Annotated in this window: 20 protein-coding genes and 1 riboswitch; of the genes, 14 read left to right on the top strand and 6 right to left on the bottom strand. The window is 73.0% G+C overall.

Annotated elements, in window-relative coordinates; all coding sequences use genetic code 11:
* Positions 1–158 precede the first annotated feature (158 nt).
* From ACI79L_RS12440 to uvrB, 3 genes are all read right to left on the bottom strand, one after another.
* Positions 159–752, bottom strand: a complete 594-nt coding sequence (locus ACI79L_RS12440; RefSeq protein WP_456937084.1) for a TerD family protein — start codon at positions 750–752, stop codon at positions 159–161.
* Between the two features lie 230 nt (positions 753–982).
* The gene (locus ACI79L_RS12435; RefSeq protein WP_456937083.1) at positions 983–2,092 is read right to left on the bottom strand and encodes a TerC family protein; all 1,110 of its coding nucleotides are present in this window, start codon (positions 2,090–2,092) and stop codon (positions 983–985) included.
* Positions 2,093–2,358: 266 nt separating this feature from the next.
* Complete coding sequence (gene uvrB, locus ACI79L_RS12430; RefSeq protein ID WP_456937082.1) at positions 2,359–4,476, bottom strand: excinuclease ABC subunit UvrB; 2,118 nt, start codon at positions 4,474–4,476, stop codon at positions 2,359–2,361.
* Positions 4,477–4,982: 506 nt separating this feature from the next.
* On the opposite strand from uvrB, the gene glgX reads away from it, so the two are divergent.
* The 9 genes from glgX (at position 4,983) to ACI79L_RS12385 (ending at position 17,406) form a co-directional block, all read left to right on the top strand.
* The gene (glgX, locus tag ACI79L_RS12425; protein ID WP_456937081.1) at positions 4,983–7,088 is read left to right on the top strand and encodes a glycogen debranching protein GlgX; all 2,106 of its coding nucleotides are present in this window, start codon (positions 4,983–4,985) and stop codon (positions 7,086–7,088) included.
* Complete coding sequence (gene treY / locus ACI79L_RS12420) at positions 7,085–9,457, top strand: malto-oligosyltrehalose synthase (RefSeq protein WP_456937080.1); 2,373 nt, start codon at positions 7,085–7,087, stop codon at positions 9,455–9,457. The genes glgX and treY overlap by 4 nt, the downstream gene beginning before the upstream one ends.
* Positions 9,458–9,705: 248 nt before the next feature.
* A riboswitch (cyclic di-AMP (ydaO/yuaA leader) is annotated at positions 9,706–9,840 on the top strand.
* Positions 9,841–9,843: 3 nt separating this feature from the next.
* Positions 9,844–10,443 (top strand): transglycosylase family protein, encoded by a 600-nt coding sequence (locus ACI79L_RS12415; protein WP_456937079.1) that lies wholly within the window; start codon positions 9,844–9,846, stop codon positions 10,441–10,443.
* 110 nt (positions 10,444–10,553) lie between these two features.
* Positions 10,554–12,305, top strand: coding sequence for a malto-oligosyltrehalose trehalohydrolase (gene treZ / locus ACI79L_RS12410; protein WP_456937078.1), 1,752 nt, complete (start codon positions 10,554–10,556; stop codon positions 12,303–12,305).
* The gene (locus ACI79L_RS12405; protein ID WP_456937077.1) at positions 12,305–13,087 is read left to right on the top strand and encodes a dihydrofolate reductase family protein; all 783 of its coding nucleotides are present in this window, start codon (positions 12,305–12,307) and stop codon (positions 13,085–13,087) included. The genes treZ and ACI79L_RS12405 overlap by 1 nt, the downstream gene beginning before the upstream one ends.
* 9 nt (positions 13,088–13,096) lie before the next feature.
* The gene (locus ACI79L_RS12400; protein ID WP_456937076.1) at positions 13,097–14,167 is read left to right on the top strand and encodes an ATP-dependent DNA ligase; all 1,071 of its coding nucleotides are present in this window, start codon (positions 13,097–13,099) and stop codon (positions 14,165–14,167) included.
* A gap of 49 nt (positions 14,168–14,216) precedes the next feature.
* Positions 14,217–15,785, top strand: a complete 1,569-nt coding sequence (locus ACI79L_RS12395) for an alpha/beta hydrolase (RefSeq protein ID WP_456937075.1) — start codon at positions 14,217–14,219, stop codon at positions 15,783–15,785.
* 27 nt (positions 15,786–15,812) lie between these two features.
* Positions 15,813–16,880, top strand: a complete 1,068-nt coding sequence (locus ACI79L_RS12390) for a DNA polymerase domain-containing protein (RefSeq protein ID WP_456937074.1) — start codon at positions 15,813–15,815, stop codon at positions 16,878–16,880.
* Between the two features lie 307 nt (positions 16,881–17,187).
* Positions 17,188–17,406, top strand: a complete 219-nt coding sequence (locus tag ACI79L_RS12385) for a hypothetical protein (protein ID WP_387993576.1) — start codon at positions 17,188–17,190, stop codon at positions 17,404–17,406.
* A gap of 51 nt (positions 17,407–17,457) precedes the next feature.
* Here the strand turns inward: ACI79L_RS12385 and ACI79L_RS12380 are convergent, their stop codons facing one another.
* Complete coding sequence (locus tag ACI79L_RS12380) at positions 17,458–17,643, bottom strand: hypothetical protein (protein ID WP_456937073.1); 186 nt, start codon at positions 17,641–17,643, stop codon at positions 17,458–17,460.
* 98 nt (positions 17,644–17,741) lie between these two features.
* Here ACI79L_RS12380 and ACI79L_RS12375 point away from each other — a divergent pair, with 98 nt between their 5' ends.
* The 4 genes from ACI79L_RS12375 to ACI79L_RS12360 all read left to right on the top strand — a co-directional run bounded on the left by ACI79L_RS12375 (position 17,742) and on the right by ACI79L_RS12360 (position 19,553).
* Positions 17,742–18,266 carry a ferritin gene (locus tag ACI79L_RS12375; protein WP_456937072.1) on the top strand — a complete coding sequence of 175 codons (525 nt, stop codon included), beginning with the start codon at positions 17,742–17,744 and terminating at the stop codon, positions 18,264–18,266.
* A gap of 134 nt (positions 18,267–18,400) precedes the next feature.
* Positions 18,401–18,973 carry a hypothetical protein gene (locus ACI79L_RS12370; protein ID WP_456937071.1) on the top strand — a complete coding sequence of 191 codons (573 nt, stop codon included), beginning with the start codon at positions 18,401–18,403 and terminating at the stop codon, positions 18,971–18,973.
* 32 nt (positions 18,974–19,005) lie between these two features.
* Positions 19,006–19,281 carry a type II toxin-antitoxin system Phd/YefM family antitoxin gene (locus ACI79L_RS12365; RefSeq protein ID WP_456937070.1) on the top strand — a complete coding sequence of 92 codons (276 nt, stop codon included), beginning with the start codon at positions 19,006–19,008 and terminating at the stop codon, positions 19,279–19,281.
* Positions 19,278–19,553, top strand: a complete 276-nt coding sequence (locus tag ACI79L_RS12360; protein WP_456937069.1) for a type II toxin-antitoxin system RelE family toxin — start codon at positions 19,278–19,280, stop codon at positions 19,551–19,553. The genes ACI79L_RS12365 and ACI79L_RS12360 overlap by 4 nt, the downstream gene beginning before the upstream one ends.
* A gap of 294 nt (positions 19,554–19,847) precedes the next feature.
* Here the strand turns inward: ACI79L_RS12360 and purU are convergent, their stop codons facing one another.
* Together purU and ACI79L_RS12350 are read right to left on the bottom strand one after the other, a co-directional pair.
* On the bottom strand, positions 19,848–20,696 hold the full coding sequence (gene purU, locus ACI79L_RS12355; RefSeq protein ID WP_456928595.1) for a formyltetrahydrofolate deformylase: 849 nt from the start codon (positions 20,694–20,696) through the stop codon (positions 19,848–19,850).
* 10 nt (positions 20,697–20,706) lie between these two features.
* Positions 20,707–22,080, bottom strand: coding sequence for an L-serine ammonia-lyase (locus ACI79L_RS12350; protein WP_456937068.1), 1,374 nt, complete (start codon positions 22,078–22,080; stop codon positions 20,707–20,709).
* A gap of 139 nt (positions 22,081–22,219) precedes the next feature.
* Between ACI79L_RS12350 and ACI79L_RS12345 the strand changes: the two genes are divergently transcribed.
* Complete coding sequence (locus ACI79L_RS12345) at positions 22,220–22,888, top strand: GntR family transcriptional regulator (RefSeq protein ID WP_456928597.1); 669 nt, start codon at positions 22,220–22,222, stop codon at positions 22,886–22,888.
* Positions 22,889–22,910: the final 22 nt, after the last annotated feature.

Raw genomic sequence — 22,910 nt, 5'->3', positions numbered from 1 at the left:
CCCCGCCGCCCCCGCGCCCCCCCCCCGCCCCCCCCCCCCCCCCCCCCCCCCCCCCCCCCCCCCCCCCCCCCCCCCCCCCCCCCCCCCCCCCCCCCCCCCCCCCCCCCCCGCCGGGGGGCCGGACCCGGACGCGGGTGCGCGTCCGGGCCCGGCGGGGGTCAGACGTTGACGCCGAAGTCCTGGGCGATGCCGCGCAGGCCGGAGGCGTAGCCCTGGCCGACGGCCCGGAACTTCCAGTCGGGACCGTTGCGGTAGAGCTCGCCGAACACCATGGCGGTCTCGACCGAGGCGTCCTCGGTGAGGTCGTAGCGGGCGATCTCCTGGCCGTTGGCCTGGTTGACGATGCGGATGAACGCGTTGCGCACCGCGCCGAAGTTCTGCTTCCGGTTGTCGGCGTCGTAGATCGACACCGGGAAGACGATCTTGTCGCAGGTCGGCGGCACGCCGGCCAGGTTGACCTGGATGACCTCGTCGTCGCCCTCGCCCTGGCCGGTGAGGTTGTCACCGACGTGCACGACGGAGCCGTCGGGGCTGCGCAGGTTGTTGAAGAAGACGAAGCCCGAGTCGTCGGGGGTGACCTTGCCGTTGGCGTCGAGCATGATCGCCGACGCGTCGAGGTCGAAGTCGCCCCCGGAGAACGTGTTGACGTCCCAGCCGAGGCCGACGTTCACCGCGGTCAGGCCCGGCGCCTCCTTGGTCAGCGAGACGTTCCCGCCCTTGGAGAGGCTGACACCCATCAGTTGGACTCCCATGTCACCGTCGGGGAGCGCAGCGGCGGTCGCCGCTGCACTGGACACCGGATGGACCGGCGCCGCCGGGGGACGCGGGCGGAGTGCCCGGCGCGTCCCCCGGCACCGCTGCGCGGGGTGCCGGTCGGGCACCCCGCGGAGCGGACGTGTCCTGGATCGTGCCGCACGATCACCGGGAGCAACAGGCACACCGGCATCGTCGGCCTGCCGTCCTCCCGGTGGTCACCCGCGCGTCACCCGGGGCGGCCGTCGGTGCCCTGCGTCGGCGTCGCGGCGGGGCGCTCCCCCGGCTCGTGCCGCACCGTGGGGACGCCGGTCTCCCCGGCCACCGCCGCGGCTCCCCGCGCGGGCTCGGCGTGCGGCACGGCCTCGCGGGCGTCGCGGCGGCTGCGGGCCAGGCTCGCGACCGTGGTGACGAGCAGGGTGACGACGATGACCGACAGCGACAGCCAGGTCGGGATCTCCGGGATGGCCGTGACGTGCTCGCCGCCGTTGATGAACGGCAGCTCGTTCTCGTGCAGCGCGTGGATCAGCAGCTTGACCCCGATGAAGCCGAGGATGACCGCCAGGCCGTAGTGCAGGTAGACCAGCCGGTCGAGCAGGCCGTCGATGAGGAAGAACAGCTGCCGCAGGCCCAGCAGCGAGAAGGCGTTGGCGGTGAAGACGAGGAAGGTCTCCTCGGTCAGCCCGAAGATCGCCGGGATCGAGTCGACGGCGAAGAGGATGTCGGCGCTGCCGATGGCGACCAGGGCGATGGCCAGCGGGGTGATGTACCGCTTGCCGTCCAGCCGCGTGGTCATCCGGTCGCCGTGGTAGTCCGGCGTCGTCGGGACGACCCGGCGGACCAGCCGCAGGAAGCCGTTCTCCTGGAACTCCTCGTCCTCGTCCCCGCCGGCCCGCGCCTGGGCGATCGCGGTGTAGATGAGGAACGCGCCGAACAGGTAGAAGACCCAGCTGAAGTTCTCGATCGCCGCGGCGCCGAGGAAGATGAACACCGTCCGCAGGACCAGGGCGAACGCGATGCCGAACAGCAGCACCTTCTGCTGCAGCTCCCGGGGCACCGCGAAGCTGGCCATGATCAGGACGAAGACGAAGAGGTTGTCGACCGACAGGCTCTTCTCGGTGATGTAGCCGGCGAAGTACTCCCCGCCGTACGTGCCGCCGGCGAAGACCCACACGCCGACGCCGAACAGCACCGCGATCGCGACGTACACCGCCGACCAGGTGGCCGCCTCCTTCAACGACGGGGCGTGCGGCGTCCGCACGTGGCCGATGAAGTCGAAGACGATCATGGCCACGATGGCGGCGATCGTGATCGCCCAGACGAAGAAGGGGACGTCCAACGCAGGTACCTCCGGTCCACTGGCAGCAGTCAGCACCGGAGGTCTCTCCCACCGGCCGCGACCGCGGCCGGCCGGTGACGCCGGGGTACGCGTACCCGTGCTGACGACGTCACCGCGGGCGGGATACTCCCCTCCACGGCTCCCCGGGCACGGCGCAGCGCTCCCGGCGGAGTCACAGGGCAGAACGGACGAGGGGCGCCCAGGGTTCCCGGGCGCCCCTCTCCCTGGCCGGCCGACGTCAGGTCACGCCCGCGCCGGCCCCCGCGTCAGGCGTGGGCGGCGTCGAACTGGCGCAGCTCCTTCTTCAGCTCGGCGAGCTCGTCGCGCAGCCGGGCGGCCACCTCGAACTGCAGCTCCCGGGCGGCGGCCAGCATCTGCTCGTTCATCTGCGTGATGAGGTCGGCCAGCTCCGAGCGTGGCAGGCCCTGGACGTCGATCGCGCCGGCCTTGGACCGGCCCTTCGACGACAGCCCCGGCACCGGCGCCTTCCCCCGCGACTGCTGCCGGCCCGACCCGCCGATCAGCTCGGTGGCGGCCTCGGCGTCCTCGGACTCGCGGTAGATGCCGTCGAGGATGTCGACGATCTTCTTGCGCAGCGGCTGCGGGTCGATGCCGTTGGCGGTGTTGTAGGCGATCTGCTTCTCGCGGCGCCGGTTGGTCTCGTCGATCGCCTGCGCCATCGACGGGGTGACCTTGTCGGCGTACATGTGCACCTCGCCGGACACGTTGCGCGCCGCGCGGCCGATGGTCTGGATCAGCGAGGTGGTCGACCGGAGGAAGCCCTCCTTGTCGGCGTCGAGGATCGCCACCAGTGACACCTCGGGCAGGTCGAGGCCCTCCCGCAGCAGGTTGATGCCGACCAGCACGTCGTACTCGCCCTGCCGCAGCTCGCGCAGCAGCTCCACCCGGCGCAGGGTGTCGACCTCCGAGTGCAGGTAGCGGACCTTGATGCCGAGCTCGAGCAGGTAGTCGGTGAGGTCCTCGGCCATCTTCTTGGTCAGCGTGGTGACCAGGACGCGCTCGTCCTTCTCGGTGCGCTCGCGGATCTCGCCCACCAGGTCGTCGATCTGGCCCTTGGTCGGCTTGACCACGACCTCCGGGTCGACCAGACCGGTGGGGCGGATGACCTGCTCGACGAACTCGCCGCCGGTGCGGCCGAGCTCGTAGGGGCCCGGGGTGGCCGACAGGTAGACCGCCTGGCCGATCCGGTCGGTGAACTCCTCCCACTTCAGCGGGCGGTTGTCCATCGCCGAGGGCAGCCGGAAGCCGTGCTCGACCAGCGTGCGCTTGCGGCTCATGTCGCCCTCGTACATGCCGCCGATCTGCGGCACGGTCACGTGCGACTCGTCGATGACGAGCAGGAAGTCGTCGGGGAAGTAGTCGATGAGACAGGCACCCGCGCTGCCCGGCGCCCGCCCGTCGATGTGCCGGCTGTAGTTCTCGATGCCGGAGCAGAAACCGACCTGGCGGATCATCTCGATGTCGTACGTGGTGCGCATGCGCAGCCGCTGCGCCTCGAGCAGCTTGCCCTGCTTCTCCAGCTCGGCCAGCCGCTCCTCGAGCTCGGCCTCGATGGTGCGGATCGCCCGCTCCATCCGCTCCGGGCCGGCGACGTAGTGGCTGGCCGGGAAGACGAACAGCTCCCGGACCTCGCGCACGACCTCGCCGGTGAGCGGGTGCAGGTAGTACAGCCGCTCCACCTCGTCGCCGAACATCTCGATCCGGACGGCGAGCTCCTCGTACACCGGGAAGACCTCGATCGTGTCGCCGCGCACGCGGAAGGTGCCGCGGGTGAACGCGAGGTCGTTGCGGGTGTACTGCTCGGTGACCAGGGTGCGCAGCAGGTCGTCGCGGTCGCGCTCCTCCCCCACCGAGATCTTCAGCGCCCGGTCCACGTACTCCTGCGGCGTGCCCAGGCCGTAGATGCAGGAGACGGTGGAGACCACGACGACGTCCCGCCGGGTGAGCAGGCTGTTGGTCGCCGAGTGGCGCAGCCGCTCGACCTCCTCGTTGATCGAGGAGTCCTTCTCGATGTAGGTGTCGGTCTGCGGGACGTACGCCTCGGGCTGGTAGTAGTCGTAGTACGACACGAAGTACTCGACGGCGTTGTCCGGCAGCAGCTCGCGGAACTCGTTGGCCAGCTGCGCGGCGAGCGTCTTGTTCGGCGCCATCACCAGGGTGGGCCGCTGGACCTGCTCGATCAGCCACGCCGTGGTGGCCGACTTCCCGGTGCCGGTGGCGCCGAGGAGCACGGTGTCCCTCTCGCCGGAGTTCACCCGCTCCGCGAGGGCCTTGATCGCCGCCGGCTGGTCGCCCGAGGGCTGGAACTCGCTGACGACGCGGAAACGCCCCTGGGTGGGCCGGATGTCGGAGGTCGCGCGCACGGGGACGACGGTACGACCGCCCGGTGACAGGACGCCGCGAGTGACGGATGGTGATCACGGGACCGACGGGGCGTGTCGCTTGCGGACGCGTCACCCTCGTGCTCGTGCTCGACCCCCGGACCCGCTAGCGTGCCCTCCTGCAGGCGCGGTGCCGCGCCGGGGACCAGTGCCACCCGGGATGCCCGGACGAGGTCGGACCCCGGCGCCCCGCGCCTCGGTACCTGGTGTGCCCGGCCCCGCGCCGGGGCACGCCGGACCCGCACACGACGCCCTCCGCGGCCCCCGCCGCGGAGGGCGTCGTCGTCCCCGGGGTCGTCCCCGGGTCGTCCCCGAGGCCCTCCGCCGGGCCGCCGCCGTGATGTGCGCCGCGTCAGGTGTGGAGCCGCCCGGATGGGGCTAAGGAGCGCGCGGGCACCCGTGTGCCCCGACCCCCCTCCGACGGCCGCGGCGGGGGGCCACCGCGCCCTGGACCACCGAGGGGCGCCCGCGCAGGAGGAAACACGTCGATGACCCAGGTGTGGCCCGGAACCGCCTACCCGCTGGGTGCCACGTACGACGGCACCGGGACCAACTTCGCCCTGTTCAGCGAGGTCGCCGACAAGGTCGAGCTGTGCCTGTTCGACGAGCAGGGCAACGAGGAGCGGATCCGGCTCCCGGAGATGGACGGCTACGTCTGGCACGCCTTCCTGCCCGGCATCCAGCCCGGGCAGCGCTACGGCTACCGCGTGCACGGCCCGTACGACCCGGAGAACGGGCAGCGCTGCAACCCCAACAAGCTGCTGCTCGACCCCTACGCCAAGGCGATCGACGGCGCGATCGACTGGGACGAGGCCTGCTTCGGCTACCGGTTCGGCAGCGGCGAGCGCAACGACGACGACTCGGCGCCGCACATGCCGAAGTCCGTCGTCATCAACCCCTACTTCGACTGGGGCGTGGACCGCCCGCCGAAGACGCCCTACAACAAGACGGTCATCTACGAGGCCCACGTCAAGGGCCTGACCATGACCCACCCGCGGATCCCCGAGGAGCTGCGCGGCACCTACGCCGGCATCGCGCACCCGGCGGTCATCGAGCACCTGCAGTCCCTCGGCGTCACCGCGATCGAGCTCATGCCGGTGCACCAGTTCGTGCAGGACGACACGCTCCTGCAGAAGGGCCTGCGCAACTACTGGGGCTACAACACGATCGGCTTCTTCGCGCCGCACAACGAGTACGCCCAGGCCACCGACGGCCAGCAGGTGCAGGAGTTCAAGGGCATGGTCCGGGCCCTGCACGAGGCGGGCATCGAGGTCATCCTCGACGTCGTCTACAACCACACGGCCGAGGGCAACCACAACGGCCCGACGCTGTCGTTCAAGGGCATCGACAACCGGGCCTACTACCGGCTGGTCGAGGGCGACGAGCAGTACTACATGGACACCACGGGCACCGGGAACTCGCTCAACGTCCGGCACCCGCAGTCGCTGCAGCTGATCATGGACTCGCTGCGCTACTGGGTCACCGAGATGCACGTCGACGGGTTCCGCTTCGACCTCGCCTCCACCCTCGCCCGCCAGTTCCACGAGGTGGACCGGCTGTCGGCGTTCTTCGACCTGGTGCACCAGGACCCGGTCGTCAGCCAGGTGAAGCTCATCGCCGAGCCGTGGGACGTCGGCGACGGCGGCTACCAGGTGGGCAACTTCCCGGCGCTGTGGACCGAGTGGAACGGCAAGTACCGCGACACCGTCCGCGACTTCTGGCGCGGCGAGGACGCCACCATCGGCGAGTTCGCCAGCCGGATCTCCGGCTCGGCCGACCTCTACAAGCACTCCGGGCGCCGGCCGGTGGCGAGCATCAACTTCGTCACCGCGCACGACGGGTTCACCCTCGACGACCTCGTCTCCTACAACGAGAAGCACAACGAGGCCAACGGCGAGGACAACAACGACGGCGAGAGCCACAACCGCAGCTGGAACTGCGGGGTCGAGGGCGAGACCGACGACCCCGAGGTGCTCGCGCTGCGCGCCCGGCAGCGACGGAACTTCCTCGCCACGCTGATGCTCAGCCAGGGCGTGCCGATGCTGCTGCACGGCGACGAGCTCGGCCGCACGCAGCGGGGCAACAACAACGGCTACTGCCAGGACTCCGAGCTGACCTGGATCGACTGGGAGTCGGTCGACGAGGGGCTGCTGGAGTTCACCAAGCTGGTCACCCGGCTGCGCACCGAGCACCCGACGTTCCGCCGCCGCCGGTTCTTCCACGGCCGGCCGGTGCGCCGGGAGGAGGGCGACCCGGTGCAGGACGTCGCCTGGTTCACCCCGTCCGGCGAGCTGATGAGCGACGAGGACTGGGACGCGGGCTTCGCGAAGTCGCTGGCCATGTACCTCAACGGCCACGGCATCCGGGAGACCGACGAGCGCGGCGAGGACGTCGTCGACGACTGCTTCTACCTCGCGTTCAACGCCCACCACGAGCCGATCGACTTCACCGTGCCGCCGTCGGAGTACGCCGAGGGCTGGACGGTCGTCGTCGACACCGCCGAGATGGGCGAGGTGGAGCCGGTGCAGGTCAAGGCCGGCGACGTCGTCACGGTGGCCGCCCGCGCCACCGTCGTGCTGCAGGCCGCCCCGTGAGCCAGCCCGACGACAGCCAGTCCGACGACGCTGTCGAGCGCCGGCGGGCCACCCCCGCGGCGACCTACCGGCTGCAGGTGACCGCCGAGTTCACCCTCGACGACGCCGCCGCCGTGGCCGGCTACCTCGCCGACCTCGGCGTCACCCACGCCTACTCCTCCCCGCTGCTGCGCTCGGCCGCCGGCAGCACGCACGGCTACGACACCGTCGACCACGCGCACGTCGACGAGCCGCGGGGCGGGCAGGAGGGCTTCGACCGGTTCGTCGCCGCGCTGCACGAGCACGGGCTGGGCCTGGTGCTCGACCTGGTGCCCAACCACATGGGCGTGGCCGACCCGGCCGAGGCGCCGTGGTGGTGGGACGTGCTGCAGCACGGCCGCGACAGCGCGCACGCGCCCGCGTTCGACGTCGACTGGGACTTCGGCAACGGCCGGATCCGCATCCCGGTGCTGGGCTCGGCCGACGACGTGGAGAAGCTGGAGGTCGTCCCCACCCCCGACGGCACGGGCGAGCTGCGGTACTACGACAACCGCTTCCCTCTCGCCCCGGGGACCGGCGAGGGGACGCCGCAGGAGGTGCACGACCGGCAGCACTACGAGCTGGTCGACTGGCGGCGCGCGGACGCCGACCTCAACTACCGGCGGTTCTTCGCCATCAACACCCTCGCCGGGCTGCGGGTGGAGGACCCGGAGGTCTTCCGCGCCACCCACGAGCTGGTGCTGCGGCTGGTCGGGCAGGGCGCCGTCGACGGGCTGCGGATCGACCACCCCGACGGCCTGGCCGACCCGAAGGGCTACCTGGACCGGCTGGCCGAGGCGTCGGGCGGCCGGTGGACGGTGGTCGAGAAGATCCTCGAGCCCGGCGAGGACCTGCCGGAGAGCTGGCGGGCGGCCGGCACCACCGGCTACGACGCGCTGGCCGAGGTCGACGACGTCCTGGTCGACCCGGCCGGCGAGGCGGCGCTGACCGCGCTGGACACCGAGCTGTCCGGCCGGGCGGTCGACTACGGGCAGCTGGTGCACGCCTGCAAGCGCGAGGTCACCGACGGCATCCTCGGCTCCGAGGTCGCCCGCCTGGTGCGGGTGATCGGCGAGCTGCCGGGCGTCGACGTCGAGACGGAGAAGGAGGCGCTGGCCGAGCTGCTGGCCTCGTTCTCCGTCTACCGCACCTACCTGCCCGACGGCCGCGAGCACCTCGACGCCGCCGTGGGCGACGTCCGCGACCGCCGCCCCGACCTGGTCGCCGCGGTGGACGCCCTGCACCCGGTGCTGGCGCAGGCCGGCACCGAGGCGGCCACCCGGTTCGAGCAGACCAGCGGCCCGGTGATGGCCAAGGGCGTCGAGGACAGCGCCTACTACCGGTGGGCGCGGTTCGCGGTGCTCAACGAGGTCGGCGGCGACCCCGCCCGCTTCGGCAGCACCCCGGAGGAGTTCCACGAGGCGCAGGCGCGGCGGCTGGAGCGCAAGCCGGAGTCGATGACGACGCTCACCACGCACGACACCAAGCGCAGCGAGGACACCCGGGCCCGCCTGGCCGTTCTCGCCGAGGTGCCGACCGAGTGGGCGGACCTGGTCCGCGGGTGGCTGTCCCGCCACCCGCTGCCCGACCGGCCGCTGGCGCACCTGGTGTGGCAGAACCTGGTCGGCGCCTGGCCGCTGTCCCGCGAGCGGGCGCACGCCTACGCCGAGAAGGCCGCCCGCGAGGCCGGGCAGTCGACCACGTGGACCGACGTCGACGAGGCGTTCGAGGCGCAGCTGCACGCGATGGTCGACGCCGCCTTCGACGACGAGGCCACGAACCGCGAGATCGAGGCGTTCGTCGCGCGGATCGCCCCGGCCGGCCGGTCCAACGGGCTGGCGCAGAAGCTGCTGCAGCTGACGATGCCCGGCGTCCCGGACGTCTACCAGGGCACCGAACTGTGGGACCACTCGCTCGTCGACCCCGACAACCGCCGCCCGGTCGACTACGACGAGCGGCGCGCGCTGCTGGCCCGGCTCGACGGCGGGGAGGTGCCCGAGGTCGACGAGACCGGCGCGGCCAAGCTGCTCGTCGTCTCGCGGGCGCTGCGGCTGCGGCGGGACGAGCCCGGGCTGTTCACCGGCTACACCCCGGTGGCCGCCACCGGGTCGGCCGCGCAGCACGTCGTCGCCTTCGACCGTGGGTCCGGGGAGCAGGGCGGCGCGGTGACCGTGGCGACCCGGCTGCCGGTCGCGCTGGCCGCCACCGGCTGGGGCGACACCGCGCTGACGCTGCCGACCGGCGCCTGGCGCGACGTGCTCACCGGCACGCGGGTCGTCTCCGACGCCGGCGGCGCGCCCGTCGGCGAGCTGCTGGCCCGGCTGCCGGTGGCCCTGCTCGTCCGGGAATGAGACGGAGGTCACGGCGGCGCCGGCCGGCGCCGCCGAGTCCTGCACCACCCCCCGGCCGCCGGGCGCGCGCCGCCGCGGGGACGCCGGGCGACACGCCGTGACGAGTGGGGCGGGTGTGCCGTCTCGTGATGCGGCCGTTACGTTTGCTCCCGCACGCGGGCCAATGACTGCCGCGTGCCGGAGCCGGTCCGCCGAACCCCGTCCGCCGGGCTCCGTTCCTCCTGCACAGCCAGGACGGGGGTGGGGGACCCACTTCGGCGCCTGCACCGCGGTCACGGGGGGACCGGACGCAGCGCCTCGGGGTGAAGCCGCGCTCTGCGCGGCCGGGGCACCGATCGCTCCGAACCCGACAGCTCACCTCGCAGGCGGCGGATCGGAGATCCCCCATGCGCACGTCCACGTCCCTGCTCCGCCGTGCCCTCGTGACGACCGGCGTGGCCGCGGCCGCGATCGGCGTCGCCGCCGGCCCGGCCTCGGCCGCCTCCCCGAACGACTGGGACGCCGTCGCCCAGTGCGAGTCCAGCGGCAACTGGAGCATCAACACCGGCAACGGCTACTACGGCGGCCTGCAGTTCAGCCAGTCCACCTGGGCGGCCTTCGGCGGCACCGAGTACGCCGCCCGCGCCGACCTGGCCACCAAGGCGCAGCAGATCGCCGTCGCCGAGCGCACGCTCGACGTCCAGGGCCCGGGTGCCTGGCCCACCTGCGGCAAGGGCCTGAACCCGGACGCCCCGGAGGCCGGCTCGCCGGCCGCCGCGCCCGCCGCCGCGCCCGCCCCGGCCGAGCCCGCCCCGGCCGCCCGCGCCGGCGAGTCCGCCGCCGGTGCCTCCGGCGGCTCGTACACCGTCCGGTCCGGCGACACGCTGGGCAAGATCGCCCGAGCCCAGGGCGTCGAGGGCGGCTGGAAGGCCCTCTGGTCGGCCAACAGCGGGACGGTCGGCGACCCGAACAAGATCTACGTCGGGCAGGAGCTGCAGCTGCCGTGACCCGTGGCGGTGGCCGGGGGACCCGCTCCCCCGGCCGCCGCTCGCGGTTGACCGCGCCCGCAGCGGGCAAGAGGGACCGGTCAGCCGCACTACCGCTGGGAGGCCCCCGCATGTCCGCACCCGTCGAGTTCGCCGTCTGGGCGCCCGTGCCCGAGCGCGTGCGCCTGCAGGTCGACGGCACGGTGCACGACATGCGCCGCGACGACGACGGCTGGTGGCGGGCCGAGGCCGAGGCCGGCCCGGAGTCCGACTACGGCTACCTGCTCGGCGACGACGACACGCCCCGCCCCGACCCGCGCTCGCGCCGCCAGCCCGACGGCGTGCACGGGCTGTCCCGCCGGTTCGACCCGTCGGCGTACGCGTGGGGCGACAGCGCCTGGACCGGGCGCCCGCTGGCCGGCGGCGTCGTCTACGAGCTGCACGTCGGCACGTTCACCCCCGAGGGCACCCTCGACTCGGCCATCGACCGGCTGGGCCACCTCGCCGACCTCGGCGTCGACTTCGTCGAGCTGCTGCCGGTCAACGGCTTCGACGGCACCCACAACTGGGGCTACGACGGCGTCCTCTGGTACACGGTGCAGGAGAGCTACGGCGGCCCTGCGGCCTACCAGCGCTTCGTCGACGCCTGCCACCAGCGCGGGATCGGCGTCATCCAGGACGTCGTCTACAACCACCTCGGCCCGTCGGGGAACTACCTGCCGCTGTTCATGCCGGTCTTCAGCGAGGGCGGCGCGAACACCTGGGGCGAGTCGGTCAACCTGTCCGGGCCGGACTCCGACGAGGTGCGCCGGTACATCCTGGACAACGCCCTGATGTGGCTGCGCGACATGCACGTCGACGGGCTGCGGCTGGACGCCGTCCACGCGCTGGTCGACGAGCGCGCCACCCACGTGCTCGAGGAGATGGCGCAGGAGGTCGACCGGCTCTCGGTCGCGGTCGGCCGGCCGCTCACGCTCATCGCCGAGAGCGACCTGAACGACCCCCGGATGGTCACCCCGCGGGTGGCCGGCGGCACCGGCATCCACGCCCAGTGGAGCGACGACTTCCACCACGCGCTGCACGCGACGCTCACCGGCGAGGGCCAGGGCTACTACGGCGACTTCGCCGAGGCCGGCCTCGCGGGGCTGGCCAAGACCCTCACCGGCGCCTTCTTCCACGACGGCACGTGGTCGAGCTTCCGCCGCCGCTCCCACGGCCGGCCGGTGGACACCGCGCGGCTGCCCGGCTGGAAGTTCCTCGGCTACCTGCAGGACCACGACCAGGTCGGCAACCGCGCCATCGGGGACCGCGTCTCGGCGACGCTGTCCCCCGGCCTGCTCGCCGTCGGCGCGACCCTGGTGCTCACCGGCCCGTTCACGCCGATGCTGTTCATGGGCGAGGAGTGGGGCGCCTCGACGCCGTGGCAGTTCTTCACCAGCCACACCGACCCGGACATCGGCCGCGCGACGGCCGAGGGCCGCAAGAACGAGTTCGCCGAGCACGGCTGGGACGCCGACGAGGTGCCCGATCCGCAGGACCCCGAGACCTTCCGCCGCTCGAAGCTGGACTGGTCCGAGCCCGGCCGGGAACCGCACGCGCGGCTGCTCGAGGTGCACCGGACGCTGCTGGCGCTGCGCCGGCGGCACCCGGACCTGGTCGACCCCGACCTGTCGGCGGTCGAGGTCGGCTGGGACGACGACGACCGCGTGCTCGTGGTGCACCGCGGTGCGCTGCGGGTGGTGGCCAACCTGTCCGGGCAGCCGCAGCAGGTGGAGCTGGACCGCCCGGCCACCGGGGTGCTGTTCGCGACCGCCGACGAGCCGTCCGTGGACGGCGCGACGGTGACCGTCCCGGCCGAGAGCGCGGCCGTCCTCACCAGCTGATGCGCCGGCTGCTCCCCTCCCCCGACGGGGCGGACCTGACCGACGACGACCTGGCCGAGGCCTACGCGCTGCCGCCCGGGCGCTCGCTCCGCGTGGACTTCGTCGCCTCGCTCGACGGCGCGGTCACCGTGGACGGCGTCAGCGCGGGGCTCGGCTCGCCCGGCGACCGCCGGGTGTTCTCGACGCTGCGCGCGCTGGCCGACGTCGTCCTGGTGGGGCACGGGACGGCGGCCGGCGAGGGCTACGGCCCGGTGACGGCGGACTCGCCGGTCGGGCGGCGGCGCGCGGCGCTCGGCCGGGCGCCGGAGCTGCCGGTCGCGGTGGTGTCGCGCCGCGCCTCGCTCGCGCCCGGGGGCCGGCTGGCGCGGCCGCCCACGCTGCTGGTGACGTGCGCCGCGGCGGACGCCGCCCACCGGGCCGCGCTGGCCGACGCCGGGGTGGACGTGCTGGTGTGCGGGGACGCCGACGTGGACCTGCCGCTCGCCCTGGACCGGCTCGCCGACCGCGGCTTCGAGCAGGTGCTGTGCGAGGGCGGGCCGTCGCTGCTGTCGGCGGCGCTGGACGCGGGCGTCGTCGACGAGCTGGACCTCACCGTCTCCCCGGCGCTGGTCGGCGGGCAGGCGCGGCTGCTGGACCGGGCGCTGCGCGACGTCGTCCGCCCGCGGCTGGTGCAGGTGCTCGAGGAGGACGGCGTCCTGTTCACCCGCTACGCGGTGGACCGAGTCCCGCCCGCCACCCGTCCGGTCGACGGTGGTCTGCCGGTGCGGGGGTCCGCTGGTTGACTGACCTGCATGGACCTGCCCGTGCTCCCGCCGGTCAAGCCGATGCTGGCCAAGGCCACGACGAAGCTCCCGACCGGGGACGGGCTGTTCTACGAGCCCAAGTGGGACGGCTTCCGCTGCATCGTCTTCCGCGACGGCGACGAGGTGGAGCTCGGCAGCCGCAACGAGCGCCCGCTCACCCGCTACTTCCCCGAGGTCGTGGCCGCGGTCAAGGAGGCCCTCCCCGAGCGCTGCGTCGTCGACGGCGAGATCGTCGTGCCGCAGGGCGACCGGCTGCACTTCGAGTCGCTGCTGCAGCGCATCCACCCGGCGAAGTCGCGGGTGGACCTGCTGGCCGGGCAGACGCCGGCGCACTTCGTCGCCTTCGACCTGCTGGCCCTCGGGGACGAGTCGCTGATGGAGACGCCGTTCGCGCAGCGCCGGCGGCGGCTGCGCGAGGTGCTGGACCGCCGGCACGAGCGGGTGCACGTCACCGCGGTCACCCGGGACGCGGCGATCGCGCAGCGCTGGTTCGACGAGTTCGAGGGCGCCGGCCTCGACGGCGTCGTCGCCAAGGACGCCGAACTTCCCTACGGCCCCGACCAGCGGCTGATGACCAAGGTCAAGCACGTGCGCACTGCCGACTGCGTGGTCGCCGGGTTCCGCTGGCACAAGAGCGGGCCGGTCGTGGGCTCGCTGCTGCTCGGCCTCTACGACGACGGCGGCCTGCAGCACGTCGGCGTCGCGGCGTCGTTCCCCATGGCGCGGCGCGCCGAGCTGGTCGAGGAGCTGGCGCCCTACCGGGCCCAGGCGCTCGACGGGCACCCGTGGCAGGACTGGGCGAACGCCGAGGTGCAGGAGAACGGCGAGCACCGGATGCCCGGCGCGCAGAGCCGGTGGAACGCGAAGAAGGACCTGTCCTGGGTGCCGCTGCGCCCGGAGCTCGTCGTCGAGATCAAGTACGACCAGCTGGAGGGACGGCGGCTGCGGCACACCGGGCAGTTCCTCCGCTGGCGGCCCGACCGGACGCCGGAGAGCTGCACCTACGACCAGCTCGAGGTCCCGGTCCGCTACGACCTGGCCGAGGTGTTCAACGGGTGACCGGCACCTGCGGGACGGCCGGCGCGGCGCGCCTCCTACCGTCGTGAGCATGCGTCTGCGCCGCGGCATCCTCGCCGCCTCGACAGGGCTGCTCCTGGCGGTCACCGGCTGTAGCTCCTTCTCGGACTCGGGCCCGGACTCGGCGGACGCCTCGTCGTCGGCCGCCTCCTCGACGCCGGCCGAGCCGGAGGCCGCGCCGATCACCTGGACCGACTGCGACGCGCAGATCACCGAGCTCATCGCCGGGACACCGGGCAGCGAGCGCGACCTCGCCTTCGAGTGCGGCCGCACCGAGGTGCCCATCGACCACGACGACCCCGAGGGCGCGACGCTGCCGCTGTTCCTCGTCCGCGCGAAGCTGGCCGGGCAGACCGACCGGATCGGCTCGCTGCTGGTGAACCCGGGCGGTCCCGGCGGCTCGGGCGCCGACGCCGCGCTGAGCCTGGCGCTGTCGCTGCCCGAGGACGTGCTGCGCCGCTTCGACCTGGTCGGCTTCGACCCGCGCGGCGTCGGCCTGTCCACGCCGGTCGAGTGCATCCCCACCGAGCTCAAGGACCGCATCGTCGCCGCCGAGCCGCGGCCGACCACCCAGCAGCAGATGGACGAGGTCCTCGCGCTCACCGACGAGGCCGCCGACGCCTGCGCCGAGGAGTACGGCGACGCGCTCGGCACGTTCAACACCGTCGACACCGCGCGCGACATGGACCTGCTGCGCGAGTCACTGGGCGACGAGCAGCTGAGCTACCTCGGCTACTCCTACGGCACCACGCTCGGCTCCACCTACGCCGAGCTGTTCCCGGAGAACGTGCGCGCGATGGTCCTCGACGCCGCCGTCGACCCCGACGCCGACCCGCAGGCCGACGCCGAGGCCCAGGCGGCCGGGCTGGAGGCCGGGTTCGACACGTTCGCCGCCGACTGCGTGGCCCTGGTCTCCGGGTGCCCGGTCGGCGCCGACCCGCGGACGTTCGTGCAGGACCTGCTGACCGCCGCCGCGACGACGCCCATCCCGAGCAGCCGGCCCGGGGAGACCCGCACCGCGACTCCGGGCGTCGTCCTCACCGCCGTCACCGCGGCCCTCTACGACACCGGGTCGTGGCCGCAGCTCTCGCAGGCGCTGGCCGCCGCGCGCAACGGCGACGCGGCGGGCCTCTTCTCGATCGCCGACTCCTCCGCCGGCCGGCTCCAGGACGGCACGTACACCAACCGGCTCGACGCCGACTTCGCGATCAGCTGCGCCGACACCCCCGACGACGAGGCGTTCTCCGAGGAGGAGGTGCTGCAACTGGCTCAGGAGTGGTCGCAGCGGTACCCGCTGTTCGGCGCCAAGGTCGCCTCCAGCCTCTACACCTGCGGCGTGTGGGACGCCGCGCGCACGCCGCTGCCCGAGCGGGACGCCGAGGGCAGCGCGCCGATCCTCGTCGTCGGCACCTCCGGGGACCCGGTGACGCCACTGCCCGGCGCCGAGGACATGGCCGAGGACCTCACCGCCGGCACGCTGCTGGTCTGGCAGGGCCAGGGGCACACCGCCTACCCGAAGACCGACTGCGTCACCGCGGCGGTCAACGCCTACCTGATCGACCTCACGGCGCCCCAGGACGGGCTGACGTGCCCGGCCTGAGCCGCCCCGGACCGGGGAGCTGAGCGGATGGCGAGCAGCAGGGACGCGGTCACGCTGACCGTCGACGGGCACGAGGTGCGGGTCTCCAACCCGGAGAAGCCGTACTTCGCCGAGCGCGGCATCCGGAAGATCGACGTCGTCGAGTACTTCGTCAGCGTCGGCGAGGGCATCCTGTTCGCCCTCCGGGACCGGCCGACGACGCTGGAGCGCTGGCCCGGCGGCGTGTTCGAGGGCGCGCGGCTGTCGACCCGGATGGACAACACCGGCGACGCCTTCTACCAGAAGCGGGTGCCCAAGAACGCGCCCGACTGGGTGCCGACGGCGCACATCACCTTCCCCAGCGGGCGGACCGCCGACGAGATCGCGCCGGACTCGGTCGCCGTCGTCGCGTGGTGCGCCAACCTCGGCACGCTCACCTTCCACCCGTGGCCGGTGGACCGGACCGACGTCGAGTCCCCGAACCAGATCCGCATCGACCTGGACCCGCAGCCCGGCACCGACTTCGCCGACGCCGTGTGGGTCGCGCCGCACGTGCGGGAGCTGCTGCACGAGCTCGGCATGGAGGGCTGGCCGAAGACCTCCGGCGGCCGCGGGGTGCACGTGTACGTGCCGATCCAGCCGCGGTGGACGTTCACCGACGTGCGCCGCGCGGTGATCGCGTTCGGCCGCGAGCTGGAGCGCCGGCTGCCCGACCGCGTGACGATGTCGTGGTGGAAGGAGGAGCGCGGCGAGAAGATCTTCATCGACTACAACCAGATGGCCCGGGACCGCACGATCGCCTCGGCGTACTCCATCCGGCCCAAGCCGCACGCGCCGGTGAGCGCCCCGCTGGACTGGGACGAGCTGCCCGACGTCTCGCCGTTCGACTTCACCGTGCTGACCATGCCGGAGCGCTTCCGGGCGGTCGGTGACAAGCACGCCGGGCTGGCCGGGCACGCCTACTCCATCGAGCCGCTGCTCGAACTCGCCGAGCGCCAGGCCGCGGACCAGGGCCTGGGCGACCTGCCCTATCCGCCGGACTACCCGAAGATGCCGGGCGAGCCGATGCGCGTGCAGCCCAGCCGCGCCAGGCGGCCTGCCAGTGCAAACGAGTGATCCGGCGCTCGACGCAAGCGGAGCGCAGCGCTCACTCGACAGGCACCCCCCGTCCTCCGGTGCTGCTCGCGCACTCCCCCGTCGCTCCGTCGCACACCTCTCCCTCCGGAGGTCGCCATGGATGTCAGAGACCGTCTGCTCCGGTCCGCGATCGCGGCTGCCGCGGCCGTCGCGGCCGGCCTGCTGACCCGGTCGATGGTGAAGGCCGTCAGCGCTCCGGAGGGCGGGACCATCGGCTCCCCTCCTCGCGAGTGATCCTGACCGAACGACCGGCATGGTCCGCGTGTCGGAGGGCACGACCTCACGGGTGGAGGACGACTGGAGAAGCCTGCTGGCGGGCCTACCGCTCGAGCAGCGCCTGAAGGCGCTCGCCGTGTACGAACTGGCAAGAGATCGAGCGATGGGCCAGCCACCCGAGACGGCGGCAGCGACCCTGCGCGCCGCAGCTACCGCCGAGGGACTCGATGCCAGTCACGACTGGATCCCGGCGGCCGCGGCCCGCATCAGCGCTGACACGGGCCCGTGACCACGCAAGGCCGGCTGACCACCGCCCGGCGGCGCGGTGGGGAGGGAGGGATCAGGCAGCCTTCCGACTGCTCTTGGCGAGCACCTTGTCGGCCTTGTCCAGCTTGACCAGGCGGCGCTTCTTGACCGTGTAGCCCGGCGGGAGCGTCCCTTCGGCGAGGGCGCGGAGGGGACACCGCTTGCAGCGCGGCCTGGCCTGGCAACACTTCTTCTTGGGCATGCCCGCCGACTTGGCCACCCGGTGAGGCTAGCCTTCCCTCTGCGGGTGATCCACGGGCACCGGCGGGTCACAGGTTAACGTCCGGTGACCGCCACCGCACACGTCCGGGAGTCCCGATGGCCGCCCCCGCCTTCGTCGAGCTGCTGAACACGCAGATCGGCAACGAGTTCGCCGCGCACCAGCAGTACGTCTCCTGCGCGGTGTACTTCGACCAGCTGACCATGCCCCGGACGGCACAGCTCTTCTTCGACCAGGCGCTCGAGGAGCGGCAGCACGCCATGATGATGGTCCGCTACCTGCTCGACTCCGACGCGCCGGTGCGCATCCCCGCCGTCGCGGCCCCGGTCAACGAGTTCCCCGACGTCGTCGCGCCGGTCGCCCTGGCGCTGGAGCAGGAGAAGCGGGTCACCGAGCAGATCGGCGCGCTGATCGGGATCGCGCGGCGGGAGAACGACTTCGCCTCCGACCAGTTCATGCAGTGGTTCATCAAGGAGCAGATCGAGGAGGTCAGCAAGATGAGCGACCTGCTCACGATCGTGAAACGCTCCACCCACGACCTGGAGGCCATCGAGGACTACGTGCTCCGGGAAGTCACGACCGAGGCGGCCGACCCCACCGCACCACCGGTGGCAGGGGGCTGAGCCGAGGGCATCCCGCTGACCGACCTGTTGGCCCCGGTACGCATCCTCGTCGCGCTCGTGCCGGCGTTCGTCCTCGTGCAGACGTTCTCGTCGTACGAGGACACCACGACGCCGCCGACGACGAGGCCGGCGCCGTGGCGACGGAAGCCGGAGGGGCGGCGCTCCTCCCGTCGCCGACCGGTCCCGACCTCGGCGGCCTGCTGCGCTGCTGTGCCCGCGCCGTCGCACGGCCGGGGTGGGCTTCGCTCGAGGCGACTCGCCACACGTCGTCGATCTCCAGGAACGCCGACGCGCGGGTCGCGGCCGCGGTCGTCCGGGCGCAGCAGGCCGGCATCAGCGAGACCCTGGTGGCCCAGGTCGTGGCCGCCGAGCGCGGCCGCGTCACAGCGCGGTGGGACCGTCTCGCCGAGGCCGTGCCATCGGTGCCGGCCATCGCGACGGCGCTCCTGATCTGCTGCGTCGCCATCGCCGTCGCGTCCACGGCCGCGCTCGCCGGCCGCGACATCCACCCGAGCCTGCGGTGGACTCTTCTCGGCGTCACCGCGCTCATCTCCACGGCGTCGCTGCTCGTGATCCCCGACCTCGACCGACCCTTGGCGGCACTGCCAGGGATCGACCCGACGGCCATGCGCGCCGTAGAGGAGCAGATCGGCACCTCGCCCTTCGGCGCCAACCCTCCGTGTGACCTGTCAGGTGCCGCTCCTTGACCACAGCCGGCCATCTGACCACGATTGAGGTCATGACGGTGCAGTCGCTGGCGGCGGTCAAGGCGCACTTCAGCCAGGTGATCGACGAGGTCGCCGGCACGCACGAGCGCGTCACGGTCACCAGGAACGGCAGCCCGGTCGCGGTCATCCTCGCCGTCGAGGACTACGAGTCCCTGATGGAGACCCTGGAGATCCTCTCCGATCCCCGAGCACGCTCGGACATCAGGCAGGCCGAGGCAGCGATGGCCGCCGGTGAGGTCTACGGCGAGGCTGAAGTGCGTGCCGCACTCGCGGCCCGCCGGCGGTGACCGGCCCTCCTCGCCACACCGTCGTCCTCTCGGCAGCGGCCAAGCGCGCCATCGAGCGCGACCTCCCCGAGCCGGTGGCTGTCGCGGTCGTCGACTTCCTCTTCGGGCCGCTGGCTGCGGACCCGTACCGCGTCGGGAAGCCGCTGCGCTTCGATCTCGAGGGCTACTGGTCCGCGCGACGGGGCCAGTACCGCGTCATCTACTCGATCCACGACGACGAGGTCCTCGTCAGGGTCGTGCGCATCTCGCACCGCGCCGACGTCTACGGCTGACCGATACTCCGTGCCGGTCCGGACGCGACAATTCGCCCGACAACCCACCCACTGACGCTCGACGCCGACCTGCGGTTGTGCCGGTCTGAACAGCGCTTTCGTGGTTCGCTCCCCGAAGATGCCGGGCGAGCCGATGCGGGTCCAGCCGTCCGGGCCCGGAAGCCGGCCGACGAGAACGCCTGACCCGGCGTCCCGCGCCGGTCCGCCCGTGGCCACGAGAGCGCAGGTCAGCGCGTCGAGCGGCCCGTTGGGAGCGGGGGCCCGGCAGGATGCCGCGCCTGCGGTCGGCCGGGATCAGCGGAAGACGACCGTGCTGTTGCCGTTGAGCAGCACCCGCCGCTCGCTGTGCCAGCGCACCGCCCGGGACAGGGCCAGGGCCTCGGCGTCCTGGCCGACCGTGGCGAGGGCGCGCGGGTCGAAGGTGTGGTCGATGCGGATGACCTCCTGCTCGATGATCGGCCCCTCGTCCAGGTCGGGCGTGACGTAGTGGGCCGTCGCGCCGACGAGCTTCACGCCGCGGTCGAAGGCCTGGTGGTAGGGCTTGGCGCCCTTGAAGCCCGGCAGGAACGAGTGGTGGATGTTGATCATCCGGCCGTGCAGGGCGGCGCACGTCTCGTCGGAGAGCACCTGCATGTACCGGGCGAGCACGACCAGGTCGGCCCGGTGCTCGTCGACCAGCTCGAGCAGCCGCGCCTCGGCCTCGCGCCTGGTCGCCGGCGTCACCGGCACGTGGGAGAACGGCAGCCCGGCCGCCTCGGCCATCGGGCGCAGGTCCTCGTGGTTGGAGACCACGGCGACCAGGTCGGCGCCGAGGCTGCCGGCCCGCCACCGGAAGACCAGGTCGTTGAGGCAGTGGCCGAGCCTGGACACCATGACGAGCACGCGCTGCGGCTGGCCGCCGGTGACCTGGTACGCCATGCCGAACTCGTCGGCCACCGCACGGAACCCCTCCGACAGGCGGTCGGCGTCGGTGTCCTGCGCGCAGACGAACGCCGTCCGCAGGAACAGCTGGCCGCGGACCGCGTCGTCGAACTGCTGGTGCTCGACGATGTCGCAGCCGTGCTCGAACAGGAACGAACTGACCGCGTGCACGATGCCGGGGCGCTCCTGGCAGCTGAGCGTGAGGGTGAACGGGTGGGACACGGGTGCCTCCTCAGCACTCGACCAGGTTGAGGGCCAGCCCGCCACGGGCGGTCTCCTTGTAGGCGTCCTTCATGTCGGCGCCGGTCTCGCGCATCGTCTTGATGGCCGTGTCGAGCGGGACGTGGTGCCGGCCGTCCCCGCGCACGGCCATGCGGGCCGCGGTGATCGCCTTGATCGAGCCGACGGCGTTGCGCTCGATGCACGGGATCTGCACCAGCCCGCCCACCGGGTCGCAGGTGAGGCCGAGGTTGTGCTCGATGCCGATCTCGGCGGCGTTCTCCACCTGCTCCGGCGTCCCGCCGAGGACCTCGGCCAGGCCCGCGGCGGCCATCGAGCAGGCCGAGCCGACCTCGCCCTGACAGCCCACCTCCGCGCCGGAGATCGAGGCGTTCTCCTTGAACAGCAGCCCGATCGCCGCGGCGGTGAGCAGGAAACGCACCACCCCGTCCTCGGAGCAGGAGCCGACGAAGTCGCGGTAGTAGTGCAGGACGGCCGGGACGATGCCGGCGGCGCCGTTCGTCGGCGCGGTGACCACCCGCCCGCCGGCGGCGTTCTCCTCGTTGACCGCCAGGGCGTAGAGGGTGACCCACTCCATCGCGCGCAGCGGGTCGGTCTCGTCCGCGCCCGTCTCCAACCGGGCGCGCAGCGCGGCCGCGCGCCGGCGGACCGCGAGGCCCCCGGGCAGGACGCCGGTGGTCCGGGTGCCGCGGTCCACGCACTCCTGCATCACCGCCCAGACGTGCAGCAGCCCGGCGCGGACCTCCGCCTCGCTCCGCCGGGTCAGCTCGTTGGCCAGCACCACGTCGCTGATCCGCAGCCCGGTCTCCCGGGTGTGCGCCAGCAGCTCCTCGCCGGTGCGGAAGGGGAAGGGCACCGGCGAGCCGACCTCGACGGCCACCGGGGCGCGCGCCTCGTCCTCGTCGAGGACGAAGCCGCCGCCCACCGAGTAGTACTCGCGGCGGCAGAGCGGGGCGCCCGCGGCGTCCACGGCCACGAAGCGCATGCCGTTGCTGTGGAAGTCCAGCCGCCGGCGCCGGTGCAGAACCACGTCGTCGTCCACCGAGAAGGCGACGGGGCGCGTGCCGGCCAGCAGCAGCCGGCCCTCGCGGCGCACGGTCTCGACCCGCGGCCCGGCCGCGCGCGGGTCGACGAGGTCGGGCTGCTCGCCCTCCAGGCCGAGGACGACGGCCGGGACGGTGCCGTGGCCGTGCCCGGTGGCGCCGAGCGAGCCGAACAGCTCGCACCGGACGCCGGCCACCCGCCCGAGCAGCCCCTCCCCGGCCAGGCGGGCGGCGAAGGCGCGGGCGGCCCGCATGGGCCCGACGGTGTGTGAGCTGGACGGGCCGATCCCCACCCTGAAGAGGTCGAAGGCGCTGATGGTCACCCGTGCCTCCCTCTCCCCCACCGCGACGTGAACTGCCACAGAAGTGAACAGGGGATTGGTATATCAGTACTAGGATCACGGTATGTCGATCCCTCTGGCGAGGCAAGACCCGATGGCCGTCCGCCTCTACGATCTGCGCGTGACCGCCGCACCGCTGGAGTCGGACCCCTCGGCCGCCACCTCCCTGGCGGACCGGGCCTACGTGGCGATCCGGGACCGGCTGATCATGCTGGACATCCGGCCGGGCGACCCGATCGACGACGACGAGCTGGCCGGGGCGCTGGGGGTGGGCCGGACCCCGGTCCGCGAGGCGCTCAAGCGGCTGGAGGGCGACCGGCTCGTGGTGTCCTACCCGCGGCGGGGCACGTTCGCGACCGGCATGGACATCTCCGACCTGGCGCACATCTCCGAGATCCGGGCGCAGCTCGAGCCGCTGGCCGCCCGCCGGGCCGCCGAGCGCGCCCCCCGGACCGGGGCGGCCGGCCTCGAGGAGCTGGCCGCGCACATCGAGCAGCTGGACGTCGCCGAGGTCGACCGGGCCGAGCTCATGCGGTGGGACCTCGCCGTGCACCGGACCATCTACCGGGCCGCGGGCAACCCCCACCTCGAGGACGTCCTGATCCGCTACGACAACCTGGCGACACGGATCTTCTGCCTGTTCCTCGACCGGCTCCCCACGGTGGACGTGCACGTCCGTGAACACGTGGAGCTGCTGCGGGCGATCGCCGCCGGGGACGCCGACCGGGCCGACGACCTCGCCCGCGAGCACGTCCTCGGCTTCGAGCGGACGATCCGCGCCGTCATCTGAGCCGACACCCCGCCCCCGCCGT

The sequence above is a fragment of the Geodermatophilus sp. SYSU D00684 genome, from assembly GCF_054050455.1.
This window is presented reverse-complemented; position numbering and strand designations above follow the sequence as displayed.

Coding starts and splice junctions, on each gene's coding strand:
- ACI79L_RS12440 (WP_456937084.1), bottom strand. CDS start 752: ATGGGAGTCCAACTGATGGGTGTCAGCCTCTCCAAGGGCGGGAACGTC.
- glgX (WP_456937081.1), top strand. CDS start 4,983: ATGACCCAGGTGTGGCCCGGAACCGCCTACCCGCTGGGTGCCACGTAC.
- ACI79L_RS12415 (WP_456937079.1), top strand. CDS start 9,844: ATGCGCACGTCCACGTCCCTGCTCCGCCGTGCCCTCGTGACGACCGGC.
- treZ (WP_456937078.1), top strand. CDS start 10,554: ATGTCCGCACCCGTCGAGTTCGCCGTCTGGGCGCCCGTGCCCGAGCGC.
- ACI79L_RS12405 (WP_456937077.1), top strand. CDS start 12,305: ATGCGCCGGCTGCTCCCCTCCCCCGACGGGGCGGACCTGACCGACGAC.
- ACI79L_RS12400 (WP_456937076.1), top strand. CDS start 13,097: ATGGACCTGCCCGTGCTCCCGCCGGTCAAGCCGATGCTGGCCAAGGCC.
- ACI79L_RS12395 (WP_456937075.1), top strand. CDS start 14,217: ATGCGTCTGCGCCGCGGCATCCTCGCCGCCTCGACAGGGCTGCTCCTG.
- ACI79L_RS12390 (WP_456937074.1), top strand. CDS start 15,813: ATGGCGAGCAGCAGGGACGCGGTCACGCTGACCGTCGACGGGCACGAG.
- ACI79L_RS12375 (WP_456937072.1), top strand. CDS start 17,742: ATGGCCGCCCCCGCCTTCGTCGAGCTGCTGAACACGCAGATCGGCAAC.
- ACI79L_RS12365 (WP_456937070.1), top strand. CDS start 19,006: ATGACGGTGCAGTCGCTGGCGGCGGTCAAGGCGCACTTCAGCCAGGTG.